Source organism: Micromonospora sp. NPDC002717, assembly GCF_040295705.1.
Classification (GTDB): domain Bacteria; phylum Actinomycetota; class Actinomycetes; order Mycobacteriales; family Micromonosporaceae; genus Micromonospora.
Window position 1 is genome coordinate 1 of sequence record NZ_JBEOVW010000045.1, and the last position, 20,240, is coordinate 20,240.

The following is a 20,240-nucleotide window of genomic DNA, read 5'->3' on the forward strand; positions in this document are numbered from 1 at the left end:
GGTCGGCGCGGGCGGGTCTGACGCCGATGAGCGCCGAGACCGGGTTGGAGCTGTTCGACGCGGCCCTGGTGGCGGATCGGGCGGCCCTGGTGCCGGCCGTGATCGACGTACCGGCGCTGCGGGCGGCGACCGCCGGCGGTCCCGTACCGGCCGTGCTGCGCACCCTCATCGGCGTGACCAGCACCCGCCGCCAGGCGGGGCAGGGCGGTGGCGGGTGGGCCGACCGGCTCGCCGGACTGACCGAGGACGAGGGCCGGGCCCAGGTCGACGTGTTGGTGCGGGGCCTGGTCGCGCAGGTGCTGGGGCACGGCGGGGCGGAGGCGGTGCCGGCGGACCGGGCGTTCCGGGAGTTGGGCTTCGACTCGCTGACCGCGGTGGACCTGCGTAACCGGTTGAACGCGGCCACCGGGCTGCGGTTGGCCTCGACGCTGGTGTTCGACTACCCGACCCCGGCAGTGCTCGCCGACCACCTCTGGTCGGAGTTGGCCGGGGTGCGTCAGTCGACCGCCGACCCGGTCGCCGGCACGATCGTCGGCACCGACGAGCCGATCGCGATCGTGGGCATGGCCTGCCGCTACCCGGGTGGGGTGGAGTCTCCCGACCAGTTGTGGGAGTTGCTGGCGACCGGCGGCGACGGGATCTCGGAGTTCCCCGCCGACCGGGGCTGGGACCTCGAGTCGCTGTTCGACCCCGACCCGGATCGCAGCGGGACGTCGTACACGCGGCACGGTGGTTTCCTGTACGGGGCGGCGGAGTTCGACCCCGGGTTCTTTGGGATTTCGCCGCGTGAGGCCTTGGCGATGGATCCGCAGCAGCGGTTGCTGCTGGAGGCGTCGTGGGAGACGTTCGAGTCGGCGGGTCTGGACCCGGCGCGGCTGCGGGGCAGCCGGACGGGCGTGTTCGCCGGCGTCATGTACCACGACTACGCCTCCCGCCTGATGGAGCAGCCGGGCGAGGTGGAGGGCTACGTCGGCACCGGCACCTCCGGCAGCGTGCTGTCCGGGCGGGTGGCGTACACGTTCGGCCTGGAAGGCCCGGCGGTCACCGTCGACACCGCCTGCTCCTCCAGCCTCGTCGCGTTGCACCTCGCCGCGCAGGCGCTGCGCAGCGGCGAGTGCGACCTGGCGCTGGCCGGTGGCGTGACCGTGATGGCGACGCCGGGCACGTTCATCGAGTTCTCCCGGCAGCGGGGTCTGTCGCAGGACGGCCGGTGCAAGTCGTTCGCGGCGTCGGCCGACGGCACGGGCTGGTCTGAGGGCGTCGGCGTGCTGCTCGTGCAGCGGCTGTCGGACGCGCAGCGGGAGGGCCGGCGAATCTACGCCGTCGTGCGCGGTACCGCCGTGAACCAGGACGGCGCGTCGAACGGTTTGACGGCGCCGAATGGTCCGTCGCAGCAGCGGGTGATCCGGCAGGCCCTCGCGAACGCCCGGTTGACCACCTCGGATGTGGACGCGGTGGAGGCGCACGGCACGGGCACGGTCCTCGGTGACCCGATCGAGGCGCAGGCGTTGCTGGCGACGTACGGGCAGGATCGGCCTGCGGAACGGCCGTTGTGGCTGGGGTCGATCAAGTCGAACATCGGACACACGCAGGCGGCGGCCGGTGTGGCCGGTGTGATCAAGATGGTCATGGCGATGCGGCACGGTCTGGTGCCGCCGACGTTGCATGTGGACGAGCCGTCGCCGCACATCGACTGGACGGCCGGTGCGGTGGCGCTGGCCACCGAGGCCATGCCGTGGCCGGCTGTGGATCGGCCGCGTCGGGCGGCGGTGTCGTCGTTCGGTATCTCGGGCACGAACGCGCATGTGATCATCGAGCAGCCGCCGGCCGAGGTGCTGGAGGGTGAGGTCGTCGTCCGGGAGACGCCGCCGGTGGTGCCGGTGCTGCTGTCCGCCCGCTCGGATGCGGCCCTGGCCGCGCAGGCCGGACGGTGGGCGCGCTGGCTCGCCGCCGACGAGGCCCCGCGCCCGCTGGACGTGGCCTGGTCCTCGGCCACCACCCGGCCGGCGCTGGAACAGCGTGCCATTGCCGTGGTGGCCGACCGGGACGGCCTGCTCTCCGCGCTCCGGACCCTCGACGCGGGACAGCCTTCCGGCGCTGTCGTCACCGGCTCGGCCGCCGTACGCGGTCAGCTCGCGGTGCTGTTCTCGGGTCAGGGCGCGCAGCGTGCGGGCATGGGCCGGGAGCTGTACGACGGGTTCCCGGTGTTCGCGACCGCGTTGGACGAGGTGTGTGCGCGGCTGGATCCGTTGCTGCCGCGTCCGTTGCGGGAGGTGTTGTTCGCCGAGGCGGGCACGGCCGAGGCGGCGTTGTTGGATCAGACGGTGTTCACGCAGGCCGGGTTGTTCGCGGTTGAGGTGGCCCTGTTCCGTTTGGTGGAGTCGTTCGGTGTGGTGCCGGACATGCTGGCTGGTCATTCGATCGGTGAGATCACGGCCGCGTACGTGGCCGGTGTGTTGTCCCTGGGCGATGCCGCCGCGTTGGTGGCGGCGCGGGGTCGGTTGATGCAGGCCCTGCCGGCCGGCGGCGGGATGCTCGCCGTGGCCGCTGACGAGGCGGCGGTGGTGGAGTCGATTGCCGGGCTGACCGATCGGGTCGGGATCGCGGCGGTCAACGGTCCGACGTCGGTGGTGGTGTCCGGGGCGGTCGAGGCTCTGGACGACATCGAGCGCGTGTGGCGGGAGCGGGGTGTCCGCACCCGTCGACTCACCGTGAGTCACGGGTTCCACAGCCCGTTGATGGAGCCGATGCTGGCCGAGTTCCGTACGGTCCTGGACGGGTTGACGTTCGCGGCGCCGTTGCTGCCGGTCGTGTCGAACGTGACCGGCGCGCTCGCTGACGCCGACGAGATCCGCACGGTCGACTACTGGGTGCGGCACGTCCGTGAGGCGGTCCGGTACGCCGACGGGGTCGCCGCGTTGCGGGCCGCTGGTGTGGACACGTTCCTGGAGGTCGGCCCGCAGAGCGTGCTGACGGCGATGGCGGCGGACATCCTGCCCGACGACGACGTGCTGGCCGTCGCCGCCCAGCGCAGGGACCGGCCGGAGACGCACGCGCTGCTGCACGCCCTGGCCGAGTTGCACGTCCACGGTGTGCCGGTGACCTGGCAGCAGTGGTTCACCGACAGCGGCGCGCGGCGGGTCGACCTGCCCACGTACGCCTTCCAGCACCAGCGCTACTGGCCCGAGGGCGCGCCGGCGGAGCAGGTCGCCCCGGACAGCGGCGACGCCGACTTCTGGGCCGCCGTCGAGCGCGGCGACCTGGCCGCGCTCGCCGCCGAACTCGGCGACGACACCGAGGCCCTGGGTGCCCTCAGCCCGGCCCTGCCGGTCCTCTCGCGCTTGCGGCGGGCCCGGTCCCGGGACACCACGCTGGACGGATGGTCGTACCGGGTCGTGTGGGAACCGGTGCGGCCGGCCCCGGCGGCCGGGCTGTCCGGGCGGTGGCTGGTCGTCACCGTCGACAGCGGCGCCGACGCGGGCGTCGCGAAGACGCTCACCGAGGCGGGCGCGCAGGTCGACACGCTGACCATGCCGCCCACCCTCGCCCGGGCAGACCTGGGCGAGCGGCTGCGCGGGATCAGCGCGGACGGCTGGGCCGGGGTGCTCTGCGTCCTGCCCCGGCAGGACCAGCCCCTGGCCCACACCCCGGCGGTTCCCGCCGGCACGGCGGCGCTGCTCACCCTCACCCGGGCGCTCACCGACACCGGCCTGCCGGGACGGGTGTGGGCGCTCAGCCGCACCGCGATGCCGGTCACGGCGGGGGAGCGGGCCGGCGACGTCTGGGCCGCGCTGGCCTGGGGACTGGGCCGGGTCGTCGCCCTGGAACAGCCGGACCGCTGGGGCGGCCTGCTCGACCTGCCGGCCCGCGCCGACCGGAGCACCCGCGCCGGGCTCGTCGCGGTCCTGGCCGACGGCACCCTGGACCAGGTGGCCGTCCGCCGCAACGGCCTCTTCGGCCGGCGGCTGGTGCCGGCCGCGCCGCCCGCCGGTTCGGGCTGGCGGCCCGCCGGCACGGTGCTGGTCACCGGTGGTACGGGTGCGCTGGGCCGGCACGTGGCGCGGTGGCTGCTGGCCAACGGTGCCGGCGAGGTGGTGTTGGCTTCCCGGCGTGGCCCGGGTGCGCCGGGCGCGGTGGAGTTGGTGGCCGAGTTGGGTGCGGTGCGGGTGGTGGCCTGCGACGTGACCGACCGGGCGGCGGTCGACGCCCTCGTGGCCGGGCTGCCCGAGCTGACCGCCGTCGTGCACACCGCCGGCGCGTCCGGCGGCACCGTGCCGGCGTACGAGGTGACCGACGGCGAGCTGTCGGACACCCTCGCCGGCAAGGTGCTCGGCGCCGTGCACCTCGACGCCGCCTGCCGGGACCGGGACCTCGACGCGTTCGTGGTCCTCTCCTCGGTGGCCGGCGTCTGGGGCGGCGGCGGCCAGGCCGGCTACGCGGCCGGCAACGCCCTGCTCGACGCCCTCGTCGCCGCCCGCCGGGCGGCGGGCCTGCCCGCCACCGCCCTGGCCTACGGCCCGTGGGCGGAGGACGGCATGGCCGCCGGGGAGACCGCGGACGGCCTGCGCCGCCGCGGGTTCACCCCGCTCGCGCCCGACGCCGCCGTCGCGGCGCTGGGCCGCTGGGTGAACGCCCCGGAGGCGGCACCGGTGATCGTCGACGTCGACTGGTCCCGGTTCGTCACGGCGTTCACCGTGGCGCGGCCGAGCCACCTCTTCGACCGGGTCGCCCCCGCCGTCGCCGAGGAGCCGGAGCGGCCGGAGAGCGCCGCCGCCACCGACGGGCTGCGGGCCCGGCTCGCGGCGCTGCCGGCGACCGGCCAGGAGGCGCTGCTGGTCGACCTCGTCCGCGCGGAGGCGGCGGCCGTTCTCGGTCACGCCACCACCGACCAGGTGCCGGCCGGGCGGGCGTTCCGCGAGCTGGGCTTCGACTCCCTCGCCGCCGTGCAGCTGCGGGACCGGCTGGGTCGGGTCACCGGCCTGACCCTGCCGTCGACCGTGGTCTTCGACCACCCGTCGGCGGCGGAACTGGCCCGCTTCCTGCGTACCGAAATCGTGGTCGGCGCGGACGGCGGCCCGGCCGTCGGCGGCGCGACCGTGGTCCGGCCGCCGGTGGACGAGCCGATCGCGATCGTCTCGATGGCCTGCCGGTTCCCCGGCGGGGTGTCGTCGCCGCAGGAGCTGTGGCGGCTGCTGGCCGACGGGGTGGACGCGGTCACGCCGATGCCCACCGACCGGGGTTGGGACCTCGACGCCCTGTTCGACAGCGACCCGGAGCGGGTCGGCACCAGCTACACCCGCAGCGGCGGCTTCCTGCACGACGTGGCCGGCTTCGACGCCGCGTTCTTCGGGATCAACCCGCGCGAGGCCCTGGCGATGGACCCGCAGCAGCGGCTGCTGCTGCACGCCACCTGGGAGGTGTTCGAACGCGCCGGCATCGACCCGCAGCGGGTCCGTGGCTCCGCCACCGGCGTCTTCATGGGCACCAACGGGCAGGACTACGCCACGCTGCTGCTGGGCGCCCGCTCCCAGGTGGAGGGCTACCAGGCCACCGGCAACGGGGCGTCGGTGGTCTCGGGCCGCCTGGCGTACTCGTTCGGGCTGCACGGCCCCGCGGTCACCGTCGACACGGCCTGCTCGTCGTCGCTGGTGGCGCTGCACCTGGCCGCGCAGGCGCTGCGCAGCGGCGAGTGCGACCTCGCCCTGGCCGGCGGCGTGACCGTCATGTCCACCCCGGGCGCGTTCCTGGAGTTCTCCCGGCAGCGCGGCCTCGCCGCCGACGGGCGGGTCAAGGCGTTCGCCGCGGCCGCCGACGGCACCGGCTGGGGCGAGGGCGTCGGCGTCCTGCTGCTCCAGCGGCTCTCCGACGCCCAGCGGGACGGCAACCGGATCCTCGCCGTCGTGCGGGGCAGCGCGGTCAACCAGGACGGCGCGAGCAACGGCCTCACCGCACCGAACGGGCCGGCGCAGCAGCGGGTGATCCGGCAGGCGCTGGACAACGCGGGGCTGACCCCCGACGACGTGGACGCGGTCGAGGCGCACGGCACCGGCACCACGCTCGGCGACCCGATCGAGGCGCAGGCGCTGCTCGCGACGTACGGGCGGGGTCGACCCGCCGACCGGCCGCTGTGGCTCGGGTCGGTGAAGTCGAACATCGGCCACACCCAGGCCGCGGCGGGCGCCGCCAGCCTGATGAAGATGGTGCTGGCCCTGCAGCACGAGGTGCTGCCGGCGACCCTGCACGTCGACGCGCCGACCCCGCACGTCGACTGGACGTCGGGCGCGCTGGCGCTGCTCACCGAGGCGCAGCCGTGGACCGCCGCGGACCGGCCCCGCCGGGCCGGCGTCTCCTCGTTCGGGATCAGCGGCACCAATGCCCACGTGATCCTGGAACAGGCCCCGGAGCGGCCGGAGCCGGTCGCCCCCGACGGGGTGCGGCCCGAGGCGACGCTGCCGTGGCCGGTCTCCGCCGCCGACCTCGCCGGGCTGCGCGACCAGGCCGGCCGGCTGGCCGACCGGGTCGCGACGGGCGATGACCCCGCCGACCTGGTCGGCTGGGCGCTCGTCGACGGCCGGGCCCACCTCGGGCGCCGGGCGACCGTGGTCGCCGCCGACCGGGCGACCCGGCTGGCCGCGCTGCGGGCGCTGGCCGGCGGGGAGGACCACGCGGCGCTGGTCACCACCCGGCGGCGTTCGGGCGGCCTCGCCGTCCTCTTCTCCGGCCAGGGCGCCCAGCGCCCCGGCGCCGGCCGGCAGCTGTACTACACGTTCCCCGTGTTCGCGGCGGCCCTCGACGAGGTCTGCGGGGTGCTGGACCACCAGCTGCCGCAGCCGCTGAAGCCGGTGCTGTTCGCGGCCGAGGGCAGCGCCGAGGCCGCGCTGCTCGACGAGACGGTGTTCACCCAGGCCGGGCTGTTCGCGCTGGAGGTGGCCCTGTTCCGGCTGGTCGAGTCGTTCGGGGTGGTGCCCGGGCACGTCGCCGGGCACTCGATCGGCGAGATCACCGCCGCGCACGTCGCCGGGGTGCTGTCCCTCGCGGACGCCGCCACGCTGGTGGCCGCCCGGGGCCGGCTGATGCAGGCCCTGCCCGCCGGCGGCGGGATGCTCGCCGTCGCCGCCGACGAGGCGGCGGTGGTCGGGTCGCTGGCCGGGCTGACCGACCGGGTCGGCGTCGCGGCCGTCAACGGCCCCACCTCCGTGGTGGTCGCCGGTGCGGTCGACGCCCTCGACGGGCTGGAGCGGCTCTGGCGGGAACGGGGGGTGCGCACCCGCCGGCTGCGGGTCAGCCACGCGTTCCACAGCCCGCTGATGGAGCCGATGCTGGCCGGGTTCCGGGCCGTCCTCGCCGGGCTGACGTTCGCCGCACCGCTGCTGCCGATCGTGTCGAACCTGACCGGAAGGGTCGCCGACCCCGACGAGATCCGTACACCCGACTACTGGGTGCGGCACGTCCGCGAGGCCGTCCGGTACGCCGACGGCATCGCCGCGCTGCGCGACGCGGGGGTGGACACGTTCCTGGAGCTCGGCCCGCAGGCGGTGCTGACCGCGATGACCGCCGGCCTGCTGCCCACCGAGGACGACGGGACGGCCGTGGCGGCGCTGCGCGCCGGCACCGACGAGCCGGCCGCCCTGCTGTCCGCGCTCGCCGTCCTGCACGGCACCGGGCGGGACGTCGACTGGGCGGCGGTGCTCGGCGTGCTGGCCGGCCCCCGCCCGGATCCCCGCCGGCTGCCCGAGCTGCCCACGTACGCGTTCCGGCCGCAGCGCTACTGGCCGACGCTCGACGCGGCCCCGACCCCGGCCGCCGACCCCGTGGACGACGCGTTCTGGCAGGCGGTTACCGACGGCGACCTGGACCGGCTCGGCATCGACCCGGACCAGCCGCTGCGCGACCTGCTGCCGGAACTGGAGTCGTGGCGGCGCCGCCAGCACCTCGACGGCACCCTGGCCGGCTGGCGGTACCGGGTCACCTGGGAGCGCCGGGCGCTGACCGGCCGCGACCCGGGCACCTGGCTGGTGGTGGCCCCGCCGCACCAGGTCACCGACCGGGTGCTGGCCGCGCTCACGGCCGGCGCCGCGACGGCGCACCTGTTGACCGTCGACCCGGCCACGGTCACCCGGGACGGCCTGGCGGCCGACCTCGACCGGCTCACCGCCCTGCACCAGCCGACGGCGCTGCTCTCCCTGCTGGCGCTGGACGAGGCGCCGCACCCGGAGCAGACCGCGTTGCCCACCGGCCTGGCGGCGAACCTGCTGCTCGTGCAGGCGCACACCGGCCGCTCCGGCCCGGCCGTGCCGCTGTGGCTGGCCACCACCGGCGCCGTCGCCGTCGACGACGAACCGGTCGTCCACCCGACGCAGGCCACCACGTGGGGCCTCGGGCTCGTCGCCGCGCTGGAGCACCCCCGGCACGTCGGCGGCGTCGTCGACCTGCCGGCGGGCGCGGGCGAGGCGGCGTACGCGGTGCTGGTCGGCGCCCTGACCAACGGCGACGGGGAGGACCAGCTCGCCGTCCGGGAAGCCGGTGTGCACGCCCGGCGTCTGGTCCGGGACACCGGACGGCCGGCGGCGGGCGGCGGGTACCGCCCGCACGGCACCGTCCTGCTCACCGGCGGGACCGGCGCCCTCGCCCGGCACACCACGGACTGGCTGGGCCGGCAGGGCGCGGAGGTGCTCCTGCTGGCGGAACCGGCGACGGGCAAGCTCGGCGACCTGATGGAGCAGCTCGCCGCCGAGAGCCGGCCGGTCACCGCGCTCGTGCACGTCCCGGCGGAGACCGGCTCGGCGCCGCTGGCCGAGCTGACCCTCGCCGGCCTGGCCGCCGACCTGACCGCCACCGTCGGCGACGTGCCGAGGTACGCGGACGAGCTCGCCCACCGGCCGCTCGACGCGTTCGTGCTGTGCACCTCCACCACGGGGGTGTGGGGCGCGGGCGGGCGGGCCGGCCAGTCCGCCGGCGACGCGCTGCTGCACGCGCTCGCCGCGAACCGGCGGCACGGCGGTCTGGTGGCGACCGCCGTGGCGTGGGGGCCGTGGCGCGACGATCCCGAGTCGGCCGAGCTGGCGCAGCTGCGCCGGCGGGGCCTGCCGGGCCTGCCCCCGGACCTGGCCGTCGAGGCGTTCGGGCAGGCGCTGCGTGAGGAGGCGGCGCTGGTCGTCGCCGACGTGAGCTGGGACCGGTTCGTGCCGACGTTCGCGTCGATGCGGCCGTGCCCGCTGCTGACCGGCATCCCGGAGGCGCGCGCGGCGCTACCCGCCGACGACGACCGCCAGCCGGCGGACGACGAGGCGGCGACCGCGCTGCGGGAGCGGCTGCGCCCGCTGAGCCCCGGCGAACGGGAGGGCGTCCTCGTCGAACTCGTGGGCGGCCTGGCGGCCACCGTGCTCGGCCACACCGGGGGCGGGGGACTGGAGCCCGACCGCGCGTTCCGCGAGGTCGGCTTCGACTCGATGACGGCCGTGGAGCTGCGCAACCGGCTCCGCGCCGCCACCGGCGTGCAACTGCCCGCGAGCGTGGTCTTCGACTACCCGACGCCGGCCGCGCTCGCCCGGCACCTGCGCGACCGGCTCGTCGAGGACGGGGCCGCCGCGGCCGCCCCGCTGCTCGCCGAGCTGGAACGGCTCGACGGCGTCTTCGCGGCCAGCGCGCCGGACCGGCTGACCCGGCAGAAGCTGCTGGTGCAGTTGCAGGCGTTCGTCGCCCGGTGGGGCGACGACCGCGGTCCCGTCGAGGAGAAATCGGTCACCCACGCTCTCGACGACGCGACGGACGCCGAGATCTTCGATTTCATCCACCGCGAGCTGGGCGGGCCCGGCGGCAATTTGCCGGGCCTGTAGAAATGGGGCTTCCCGACCGTTGTCGACGGTCGTGACGCCCTCGGCCGGGCGGGGTCCCGCACCCGCCCGGCCGCACCCCGTGAGGGCGGTGCGCCGGGCCGCTCAGCAGGGCGGGTCGGCCCAGCCTGCACCCGTGCCGCCTAGGGGCACCCGTAGGGGCACGCTAGGGGTTGTGACCGCCGTCCGGCGACAATTACCTTTCCTCCGGCGAGTAAGACCTGGTGTGGGCTGAAACGCTTTTGTCTGGCAATTCGTGGTCGGCTGAATGGGCTTAGATCTTCGCGGCTTGTGGCGTCTGTGGACGGTATTGGGTCGCCTGTTTCTTTCCGGCCCGAAGAGGTGGCGCTAATGGCGACTGAAGATACGCTCCGGGAGTACCTGAAATGGGTGACGGCGGACCTTCACCAGACCAGGAGGAAGCTCGGCGAGCTTGAGGCGGCCAGCCGCGAGCCGATCGCCATCGTCGGCATGGCCTGCCGGTTCCCCGGCGGGGTGGGCTCCCCCGAGGAACTGTGGGAGCTGGTCGACTCCGGACGGGACGCCGTCTCCGCGTTCCCCGCCGACCGCGGCTGGGACCTGGCGCGGCTGTTCCACCCGGACCCCGACCACCCCGGCACGTCGTACGTCGCCGAGGGCGGCTTCGTCGACTCGGCCACCGACTTCGACGCCGCGTTCTTCGGCATCTCGCCGCGCGAGGCGATCGCCATGGACCCCCAGCAGCGGCTGCTGCTGGAGGCGTCCTGGGAGGCGTTCGAGCACGCCGGGATCGACCCCTCGGCGCTGCGCGGCCACCAGGTGGGCGTGTTCGCCAGCACCACCGGCCAGGACTACGTGGGGCTGCTCCAGCAGCCGCCGCCCGGCACCGAGGGCTACATCCTCACCGGCACCGCGGCGAGCGTCGTGTCCGGCCGGATCTCGTACGCGCTCGGCATCGAGGGCCCCGCCGTCACCGTGGACACGGCCTGCTCGTCGTCGCTGGTCGCGCTGCACCTGGCCTGTCAGGCGCTGCGGCAGGGGGAGTGCACCCTGGCGCTCGCCGGCGGGGCCACCGTCATGTCCACCCCGTCCGCCTTCATCGGCTTCAGCCGCCAGCGCGGCCTGGCCCTGGACGGCCGGGTCAAGTCGTTCGCCGCCGCCGCCGACGGCACCGCCTGGGGCGAGGGCGTCGGCCTGCTGCTCGTCGAGCGGCTCTCCGACGCACGGCGCAACGGCCACCCCGTCCTCGCCGTGGTGCGCGGCAGCGCGGTCAACCAGGACGGCGCGAGCAACGGGCTGACCGCCCCCAACGGCCCGTCCCAGCAGCGGGTCGTGCTCCAGGCGCTGGCCAGCGCCCGGCTCGCGCCCGAGCAGGTCGACGTCGTGGAGGCGCACGGCACCGGCACCACCCTCGGCGACCCGATCGAGGCCCAGGCGCTGCTGTCGACGTACGGGCAGGGTCGGCCCGCCGACCGGCCGCTGTGGCTCGGCTCGGTCAAGTCGAACATCGGGCACACCCAGGCCGCCGCCGGCGTGGCCGGGGTGATCAAGATGGTGATGGCGCTGCGGCACGAGACCGTGCCGGCGACGTTGCACGTCGACGAGCCCACCCCCAACGTGGACTGGACGGCCGGCGCGGTGTCGCTGGTGACCGAGCCGCAGCCGTGGCCCGCCGGGGAGCAGCCCCGCCGGGCGGGCATCTCCTCGTTCGGCATGAGCGGCACCAACGCCCACGTGATCATCGAGGAGGCGCCCGCCGCCGAGGCGGCCCCGTCGGAGACCCCGGACGGCCCCGACGCCGCGACCGACGCCGCCACCGTGCCGGCCGCCGCCACCGGCATCGCCCCGGTCACCGCGGCCGGCCTCGTGCCGGTGCTGGTCTCCGCCCGCGACGCCGACTCCCTGGCCGCCCAGGCGACCCGCTGGGCCGACTGGCTCGACGGCCGTCCCGAGCTGCGGCTGACCGACGTCGGCTGGTCGTCGGTGCGCACCCGGGCCAGCCTGGAACACCGCGCCGTGCTGCTCGCCGCGGACCGCGCCGGCCTGCGCGACGGCCTGCGCGCGCTCGCGGCCGGCGGCGACGCCCCGGGCCTGGTCACCGGCGCGGGGTCGCGGGGCGGCAAACTCGCGTTCCTCTTCTCCGGCCAGGGCGCGCAGCGCAGCGGCATGGGCCGTGACCTGGCTGCCGCGTTCCCCGTCTTCGCCGACGCGCTGGCGGAGGTCTGCGCCGAACTGGACCGGCACCTGCCCCGCCCGCTCGCCCCGGTGCTCTTCGCACCCGAGGGCGACGAGGCCGCCGCGCTGCTCAACCAGACCCTCTACACCCAGGCCGGCCTGTTCGCCGTCGAGGTCGCGCTGTTCCGGCTCCTGCGGAGCTGGGGAATCGTCCCGGACGTCCTGCTCGGCCACTCGATCGGTGAACTGTCCGCCGCGCACGCGGCCGGCGTGCTGTCGCTGCCCGACGCCGCCACGCTCGTCGCGGCCCGGGGCCGGCTGATGCAGGCCCTGCCGGCCGGCGGCGCGATGCTCGCCGTCCAGCTCCCCGCCGACGCGGTCCGGGCCGCCCTGGCCGGCATCGAGGACCGGGTCGCCGTGGCCGCCGTCAACGGGCCCACCGCCGTCGTGGTCTCCGGCGCCGCCGACGCCGTCGAGGAACTCGAACGCCGCTGGGCGGACCAGGGCGTACGCACCCGGCCGCTGCGCGTGAGCCACGCCTTCCACAGCCCGCTGATGGAACCCATGCTCGCCGAGTTCGCCGCCGTGGTGCGCCGGCTGGAGCTGCACCCGCCGGCGCTGCCGATCGTGTCGAACCTGACCGGCGCGGTCGCCGACCCCGACGAGATCCGCACCGCCGACTACTGGGTCCAGCACGTGCGGGAGGCGGTTCGGTTCGCCGACGGCGTCGACCAGCTGCGCGCCCTGGGCGTGCGTACCTTCCTGGAGGTCGGCCCCAGCGGGGTGCTCACCGCGCTGGCCCGCGACGTCCTGGCCGCGGCCGGCGCGGACGACGACACGGCCGCGGTGGCGCTGCTGCGCCGGGACCGCCCCGAGCCCGCGTCCGTGCTCACCGCCCTCGCCGAGCTGCACGTCGGCGGGGTCGGGGTGGGCTGGGCCGAGCTGTTCGCCGGAGCGGACACCGCGCGGGTGCCGCTGCCCGGGTACGCCTTCCGCCGGCAGCGGTTCTGGCCCGAGCCGCCGCCCGCCGCCCCCGACGCCGCCGCGCCCGACGGCGGCGACGACGAGTTCTGGACCGCGCTGGAGCAGGCGGACGTCGACACCCTCCGCAGCGAGCTGGGCGACGACGACGAGCAGGTGCGGGCGCTGCTGCCGGCGCTGCCGGTGCTCACCTCCTGGCGCCGGTCCCGGCGGGAACGCTCCACGGTGGACGGCTGGTCGTACCAGGTGACCTGGCAGCCGGTTCCGGTCGAGGACCGGAACGGTCCGGCGGGCCGCTGGCTGGTCGTGCTGCCGGCCGACGACGCCCCGGCGTGGGCCGACCGCCTGGCCGGTCTCTTCCCCGACGCCGAGCCGCTGGTGCTGCGCGTCGGCGCGGCGGACCTCGACCGCGCGGCGCTCGCCGCCCGGCTGCGGGACCTGGTCGACGGCCGGCCGGTCGACGGCGTGCTCGCCGTGGTCGCCGGCCAGGACCGGCTGCTGCCCGAGCACCCCGGCGTGACCCTCGCCGCGGCCGGCGCCCTCGCCCTGGTCCAGGCGATGACCGATTTGGACCTGGTGGCCCCGCTGTGGTGCGTCACCAGCGGCGCGGTGGCGGCGGCCCCGGGCGACCGGGTCGCGCACCCGCTGCAGACCGAGGTCTGGGGCCTGGGCCGGGCGGCGGCGGTCGAGCAGCCGCACCGCTGGGGCGGCCTGGTCGACCTGCCGGCCACCCTCGACGACACCACCGCCCGGCGACTCGCCGCCGTGCTGGCCGGCGCGGGCGGCGAGGACCAGGTGGCCGTCCGGCCCGGCGGGATCTGGGCCCGGCGGCTCACCCCGGCCCCGCCGGCGGCGGACGAGCCTCCCGCCGGCGACTGGTGGGCCGGCACCGTCCTGGTCACCGGCGGCACCGGCGCCCTCGGTGGCCACGTCACCCGCTGGCTGCTCGACCGCGGCGTCGGGCAGGTGGTCCTGGCCAGCCGCCGGGGCACCGCCGCCCCGGCCGTGGCGGAGCTGCTCGACCGGTACGGCGCCGACGGGCGGGTCACCGTCGCCACCTGCGACGTCACCGACCGGCAATCCGTGGTGGACCTCGTGGACGCGCTGCCCGGCCTGACCGCGGTCGTGCACGCCGCCGGCACCGACCAGCTCACCCCGCTGACCGACACCACCCTCGACGAGTTCTCCCACGTCGTCGCGGGGAAGGTGCTCGGCGCCCTGCACCTCGACGCCTGCCTCGCCGACCGCGAGCTGGGCGCGTTCGTCATGTTCTCCTCCATCTCCGGCGTGTGGGGCAGCGCCGGCCAGTGCGCCTACGGCGCCGGCAACTCCCTGCTGGACGCCCTGGCTGTCAACCGGCGCGACCGGGGCCTGCCGGCCACCGCCGTCTCCTGGACCGCCTGGGGAGGCGCGCACGGCATGGCCGCCGAGAACGTGGCCACCGAGCAGCTCAACCGGATGGGCCTGCCGCCGATCGACCCGGAGAAGGCGCTCGTCGCGCTGGACCGGGCGCTGCGCCGCCCGACGCCCTGCGTGACCGTCGCCGACGTCGACTGGACCCGGTTCCACCCCGCGTTCACCGTGGCCCGGCCCAGCCCGCTGCTCGGCGACCTGCCGCAGGTGCGGGCGCTCGTCGCCCAGGAGGAGGCCGCCGCGCCCGTCGCGGGCGGGGTCGCCGCGCCGCTGCGCCACCTCGCTGCGCTGCCGGCGGCGGAGCAGGAGCGGGAGCTGCTGCGGCTGGTCAACGAGCAGACCGCGGCGGTGCTCGGTCACGCCACCCCCGACGAGCTGCGCGGGCGCCCGTTCAAGGACCTCGGCTTCGACTCGCTGACCGCCGTGGACTTCCGGGGTCGGCTGAACACAGCCACCGGCCTGCGGCTGCCCACCACGCTGGTCTTCGACTACCCCACGCCCGCCGAACTGGCCGCGCACCTGCGTGAGCTGGTGTCCGGCGCCGACCCGGTCGACACCCCCGAGACCGTCGTCGTGGACGCGGACGAGCCCGTCGCGATCGTCGGCATGGCCTGCCGCTACCCCGGCGGCGTCGACGGGCCGGAGGCGTTCTGGCGGCTGGTCGCCGACGGCGTGGACGCGATCTCACCCTTCCCCACCGACCGGGGCTGGGAGATCCCGGAGCCGGCGGAGGGGAAGCCCGCCCCGGCGGGCGGCTTCCTCTACGACGTGGCGGACTTCGACCCCGCCTTCTTCGAGATCTCGCCCCGCGAGGCGGTGGCGATGGACCCGCAGCAGCGGCTCACCCTGGAGGCGTCCTGGGAGGCGCTGGAACGCGCCGGGGTGGACCCCGCGTCGCTGCGCGGCACCCGTACCGGCGTCTTCGTGGGCGCTTCCAGCTCCGGCTACGGCACCGGGCTGACCGAGGTCCCCGAGGGGGTCGAGGGCTACCTGATGACCGGCGCCGCGCACAGCGTGATCTCCGGGCGGGTGGCGTACACGCTGGGGCTGGAGGGGCCGGCCGTCACGGTCGACACCGCCTGCTCCTCCTCGCTGGTGGCGCTGCACCTCGCCGGGGCGGCGCTGCGGCGGGGCGAGTGCGACCTGGCGCTGGCCGGCGGCGTGGCGGTGATGGCCACCCCGACGGCGTTCCAGGAGTTCTCCCGCCAGGGCGGCCTCGCCTCCGACGGGCGGTGCAAGTCCTTCGGCGCGTCGGCGGACGGCACCGGCTGGTCCGAGGGCGTCGGCATGCTGCTCGTGCAGCGGCTCTCGGACGCCCGGCGGCAGGGCCGCCGGATCCTCGCCGTGGTGCGCGGCTCCGCGGTGAACTCCGACGGCGCGTCGAACGGCCTCACCGCGCCAAACGGCCCGTCCCAGCAGCGGGTGATCCGGCAGGCGCTCGCCAGCGCCCGGCTGGCGGTCACCGACGTGGACGTCGTCGAGGCGCACGGCACCGGCACCACCCTCGGCGACCCGATCGAGGCGCAGGCCCTGCTGGCGACGTACGGGCAGGACCGGGGCGACGCGGGCCCGCTGCTGCTCGGGTCGGTGAAGTCGAACATGGGCCACGCCCAGGCCGCCGCCGGCGTCGCCGGCATCATCAAGATGGTCCTGGCGATGCGGGAGGGCATCGTCCCGGCGTCGCTGCACGCGGACACGCCGTCACCGCACATCGACTGGTCGTCCGGCGACGTGGAGCTGGTGACCCGGTCCCGGCCGTGGCCGGCGGTCGACCGGCCCCGCCGGGCGGCGGTCTCCTCGTTCGGGATCTCCGGCACCAACGCCCACGTGGTCGTCGAGCAGCCCGCCGACGCCGACCTGACCGGCGACGCCGAGCCGGCCCCCGCCCCGGCGCCCGGGCTGGTCGCCGCCGACGTGGTGGTGTGGCCGGTGTCGGCCCGCTCCGCCTCCGCCCTCGCCACGCAGGCGTCCCGGCTGGCCCGGCACCTGCGGGAACACCCCGGCCTCGCCCCGGCGGCGGTCGGCTGTTCCCTCGCCGCGACGCGGTCGGCGTTCGACCGGCGCGCCGCCGTGGTCGGCGCCACCCCGGGCGAGCTGCTGGCCGGCCTGGACGCGCTCGCCGCCGGCACGCCCGCCGGCAACGTGGTGACCGGCACCGTCGCCAACCACGGCGCGGGCCCGGTGTTCGTCTTCCCGGGGGCCACCCCGGCGGGCGCGGCGGCCGGACTGGTCGGCCGCTGCCCGGTCTTCGACGACACGCTCGCCGAGTGCCGGCAGGCCCTGGCGCCCTGGCTCGACGTCGACCCGGCCGCCCTGCTGACCGGCGCGGACCCGTCCTGGGCCGAGCGCCCGGAGCTGGCCCGGCCCGTCCTGTTCGCCGTCGGGGTGGCGCTCGCCGCCGTCTGGCGGCACGCCGGGGTGACCCCGGCCGCGGTCGTCGGGGACGGCGACGGCGAGGTCGTGGCCGCCTGCGTGGCGGGCCTGCTGTCCCTGCCCGACGCCGCCCGGACGGTGGCGCTGCGGGCCCGGGCCGCCGCCGGCGAGCTGGACCCCGACGGCGTCCGCGCCGGGTTGGCGGGGATCGTCCCGCAGCCCGGCACCGCCCGGCTGGCCTCCACCGTCACCGGGGACTGGGCCGACCCGGCCGGCCTCGGGGCCGACCACTGGGCCGGCGAGGCGGGACGGCCGGAGCAGTTCGACGCCGCCGTCCGCGCCGCCGTCGCGGCCGGACACGTGACCTTCGTGGAGGTCTCGCCGGAGCCGGCGCTGACCGACCGCGTCGCCGCCGTCCTCGACGGGACCGGCGCCACCGGCCACGTCCTGGACACCCTCGGCGGGCCGGACGACGCCGCCACCCGACTGCTGACCGGCCTCGCCGCCGCGCACACCCTCGGCCTGCCGGTGGACCACCGTCGGCTGCTGCCCGAGGCCGCGCCGGTCGACCTGCCCACGTACGCCTTCGACCGGCAGCGCTACTGGCTGGAGCGCACCGGCGCCCACCGCTCCGTGCTGCCCGCCGTGGGGCTCGACGTGGTCGACCACCCGCTGCTCAGCGCGGTAGCCGACCTGCCTGGCGACGAGGGCCTGCTGTTCACCGGCCGGATCACCCTCGCCACCCACGCCTGGCTGGCCGACCACGCCGTGCTGGGCACGGTGCTGCTGCCCGGGACGGCGCTGGTGGAGTTGGCGTCCTGGACCGGGCGGCACGCCGGCGCCGCGACCGTCGCCGAGCTGAACCTGGAGGCGCCGTTGGCGATCCCCACCGAGGGGGGAGTCGACCTGCGGGTCCGCGTCGGCGCGCCGGACGAGACCGGGCACCGGCCGGTCGCCATCCACTCGCGGCGCGACGACGACACCGACCCCGACGGTTCCCGGGCCTGGCAGCGGCACGCCTCCGGCCAGCTCAGCGGCACCGCCGACCCGGACCCCGCGTCGGCGGCCGTGTGGCCGCCCGCCGACGCCGAGCCGATCGCCCTCGACGGGCTCTACGCCCGGCTCGCCGCCCAGGGCTACCACTACGGCCCGGTCTTCCGCGCGCTGCGCGCCGCGTGGCGGTCGGGCCCGGACATCCTCGCCGAGGTCGCCCTGGACGCCGACGCGTCCACCGACACCACGGCCTTCTCCGTGCACCCGGCCCTGATGGACGCGGCGCTGCACGCCATCGGTGCCAGCGCCACCGAAGCCGCGGCCACCGCCGGCGCCGACCGCGCCCCCGAGGGCGGCCCCGACATCCGCCCAGGCCTGCCGTTCACCTGGTCGGGCGTGACCATCCGGCCCACCCGCGCTCGCGAGCTGCGGATCCGGCTGCGCGCCACCGACGCCGGATCCGTGTCGTTGACGATCACCGACACCGGCGCGACGCCGGTCGCCTCCGTCGACGGTCTGGTCCTGCGGCCCATCTCCGGCGAGCAGCTCAGCGCCGCCCGCCGGTCGGCCAGCCGGTCCCTGCACCGCCTCGACTGGGTCGCCCCCGCCACCGGCCGCGCCGACGGCACGTCCCGGCTGGTCGTCCTCGGCGACGACTGGCCCGGCGCCGACCGGCACCCGGACCTGTCCGCGCTGGTCGCCGAGGTGCGCGCGGGCGGCACCGTGCCCGACTCGGTGCTGGTGACCTGCGTCGGGCCGGCCGCCGACGAGCCGCACCCGGCCCGCCAGGCGCACCGCGTCGCCCACCGCACGCTCGCGCTGGCCCAGCAGTGGCTCGCCGAGGAGTCCCTCGCCGCCGCCCGGCTGGTGGTGGTCACCCGCGGCGCGGTCCGGGTCGACCCGGACGAGCGGATCGCCGACGTGCCGGCCGCCACCGCCTGGGGCCTGCTGCGCTCGGCCCAGTCGGAGAACCCGGACCGGATCGTGCTCCTCGACGTCGACGACGACGCTGCGGCCGCCGCGCTGCTGCCGGCCGCCCTGGCCACGGGCGAACCGCAGCTCGCCGTACGCGCAGGCCAGCTCCGGGTGCCCCGACTGACCCGGCTCGGCCCGCCCCCGGCCGAGGGGTCCGGCCCCGACCTGGCCGCCGGCACCGTCCTGGTGACCGGGGCGACCGGCCTGCTCGGGCGGCTGGTGGCGCGGCGGCTGGTGACCCGGCACGACGTACGCCACCTGCTGCTGGTCAGCCGCAGCGGGGCGGACGCCCCGGGCGTCGCCGGGCTGGTCGACGAGCTCGCCGGCCTGGGCGCCACCGCTCGGGTGGTCGCCTGCGACGTCACCGACCGCGACGCGCTGGCCCTGCTGGTCGACCAGATTCCCGCCGACCGGCCGCTGACCGGCGTGGTGCACGCGGCCGGGGTGCTCGACGACGGCGTGCTGCCGGCGCTCACCCCGGACCGTTTCGACACCGTGCTCCGTCCGAAGGTCGACGCGGCCTGGCACCTGCACGAGCTGACCGAGAAGCTGGACCTGGCCGCGTTCGTGCTCTTCTCCTCGGCGGCCGGCCTCTTCGGCGGCCCCGGGCAGGCCAACCACGCGGCGGCGAACTGCTTCCTCGACGCCCTCGCCCAGCACCGCCGCGACCGGGGACTCCCGGCGCTCTCCCTGGCGTGGGGCCCGTGGGTCAACGACACCGGCGACGGCCAGACCGGGCACGTCGACGAGGCCCGGATGAACCGGGGCGGCTTCGTCCCGCTCGGCGCCGACGAGGGCATGGACCTGTTCAGCGAGGCGCTGCGCTTCGCCGAGCCGGTGGTCGTACCGGTCAACCTGGACCTCGCGCTGATCGGCCGGCACGGGCCGGCGGCGGTGCCGCCGGTGCTGCGGTCGCTGGTCCGGCCGGCGTCGACCGGCGCGGCCCGGGCCGCCGAGCGAGACCCGGCGGAGGCGCTGCGGGAGACCCTGGCCGCCACCGCGGAGGCGGACCGTGACCAGGTCCTCTCCGACCTGGTCCGCACCCACGCCGCCGCGGTCCTCGGCTACGCGTCGATCCGGTCGATCGACGCCGAACGCGGCTTCGTCGAGCTGGGCTTCGACTCGTTGACCGCGGTCGAGTTCCGCAACCGGCTCAACGCGGCCACCGGGCTGCGGCTGCCGTCCACGCTGATCTACGACCGGCCGACCACGGCCGCGCTGGTCGAGTACCTGCGGGGCGCGCTGCTGGCGGAGCGGAGCACGTCCGCGCTGACGGTGCTGGGTGAGCTGAACAAGCTGGAGCACGCCATGCGCGCGGTGGCCTCCGGTGACACCGACCGGGCCGCCGTCGGCGCCCGGCTGCGCGAACTGCTCTCCCTGTGGACCTACACCGAGTCCGACGCGGACTCCGCCGCCGCCGACGGCGCCAGCCTCGAGTCGGCCTCCGCCGAGGAGATCTTCAGCCTGCTGGACGAAGAGCTCGGCTCGGCCTGATCCGGCATGTCGCACACCTCTATT

The 20,240-nt window shown here is 76.6% G+C and carries 2 protein-coding genes; both read left to right on the forward strand.

From position 1 onward, the window contains the following. Positions 1-9,836, forward strand: a 9,836-nt coding sequence (locus tag ABT006_RS32810) for a type I polyketide synthase (protein ID WP_350712365.1), incomplete at its 5' end; no start/stop codon positions are given. A gap of 348 nt (positions 9,837-10,184) precedes the next feature. After that, on the forward strand, positions 10,185-20,216 hold the full coding sequence (locus ABT006_RS32815; protein ID WP_350712366.1) for a type I polyketide synthase: 10,032 nt from the start codon (positions 10,185-10,187) through the stop codon (positions 20,214-20,216). Positions 20,217-20,240 lie beyond the last annotated feature (24 nt).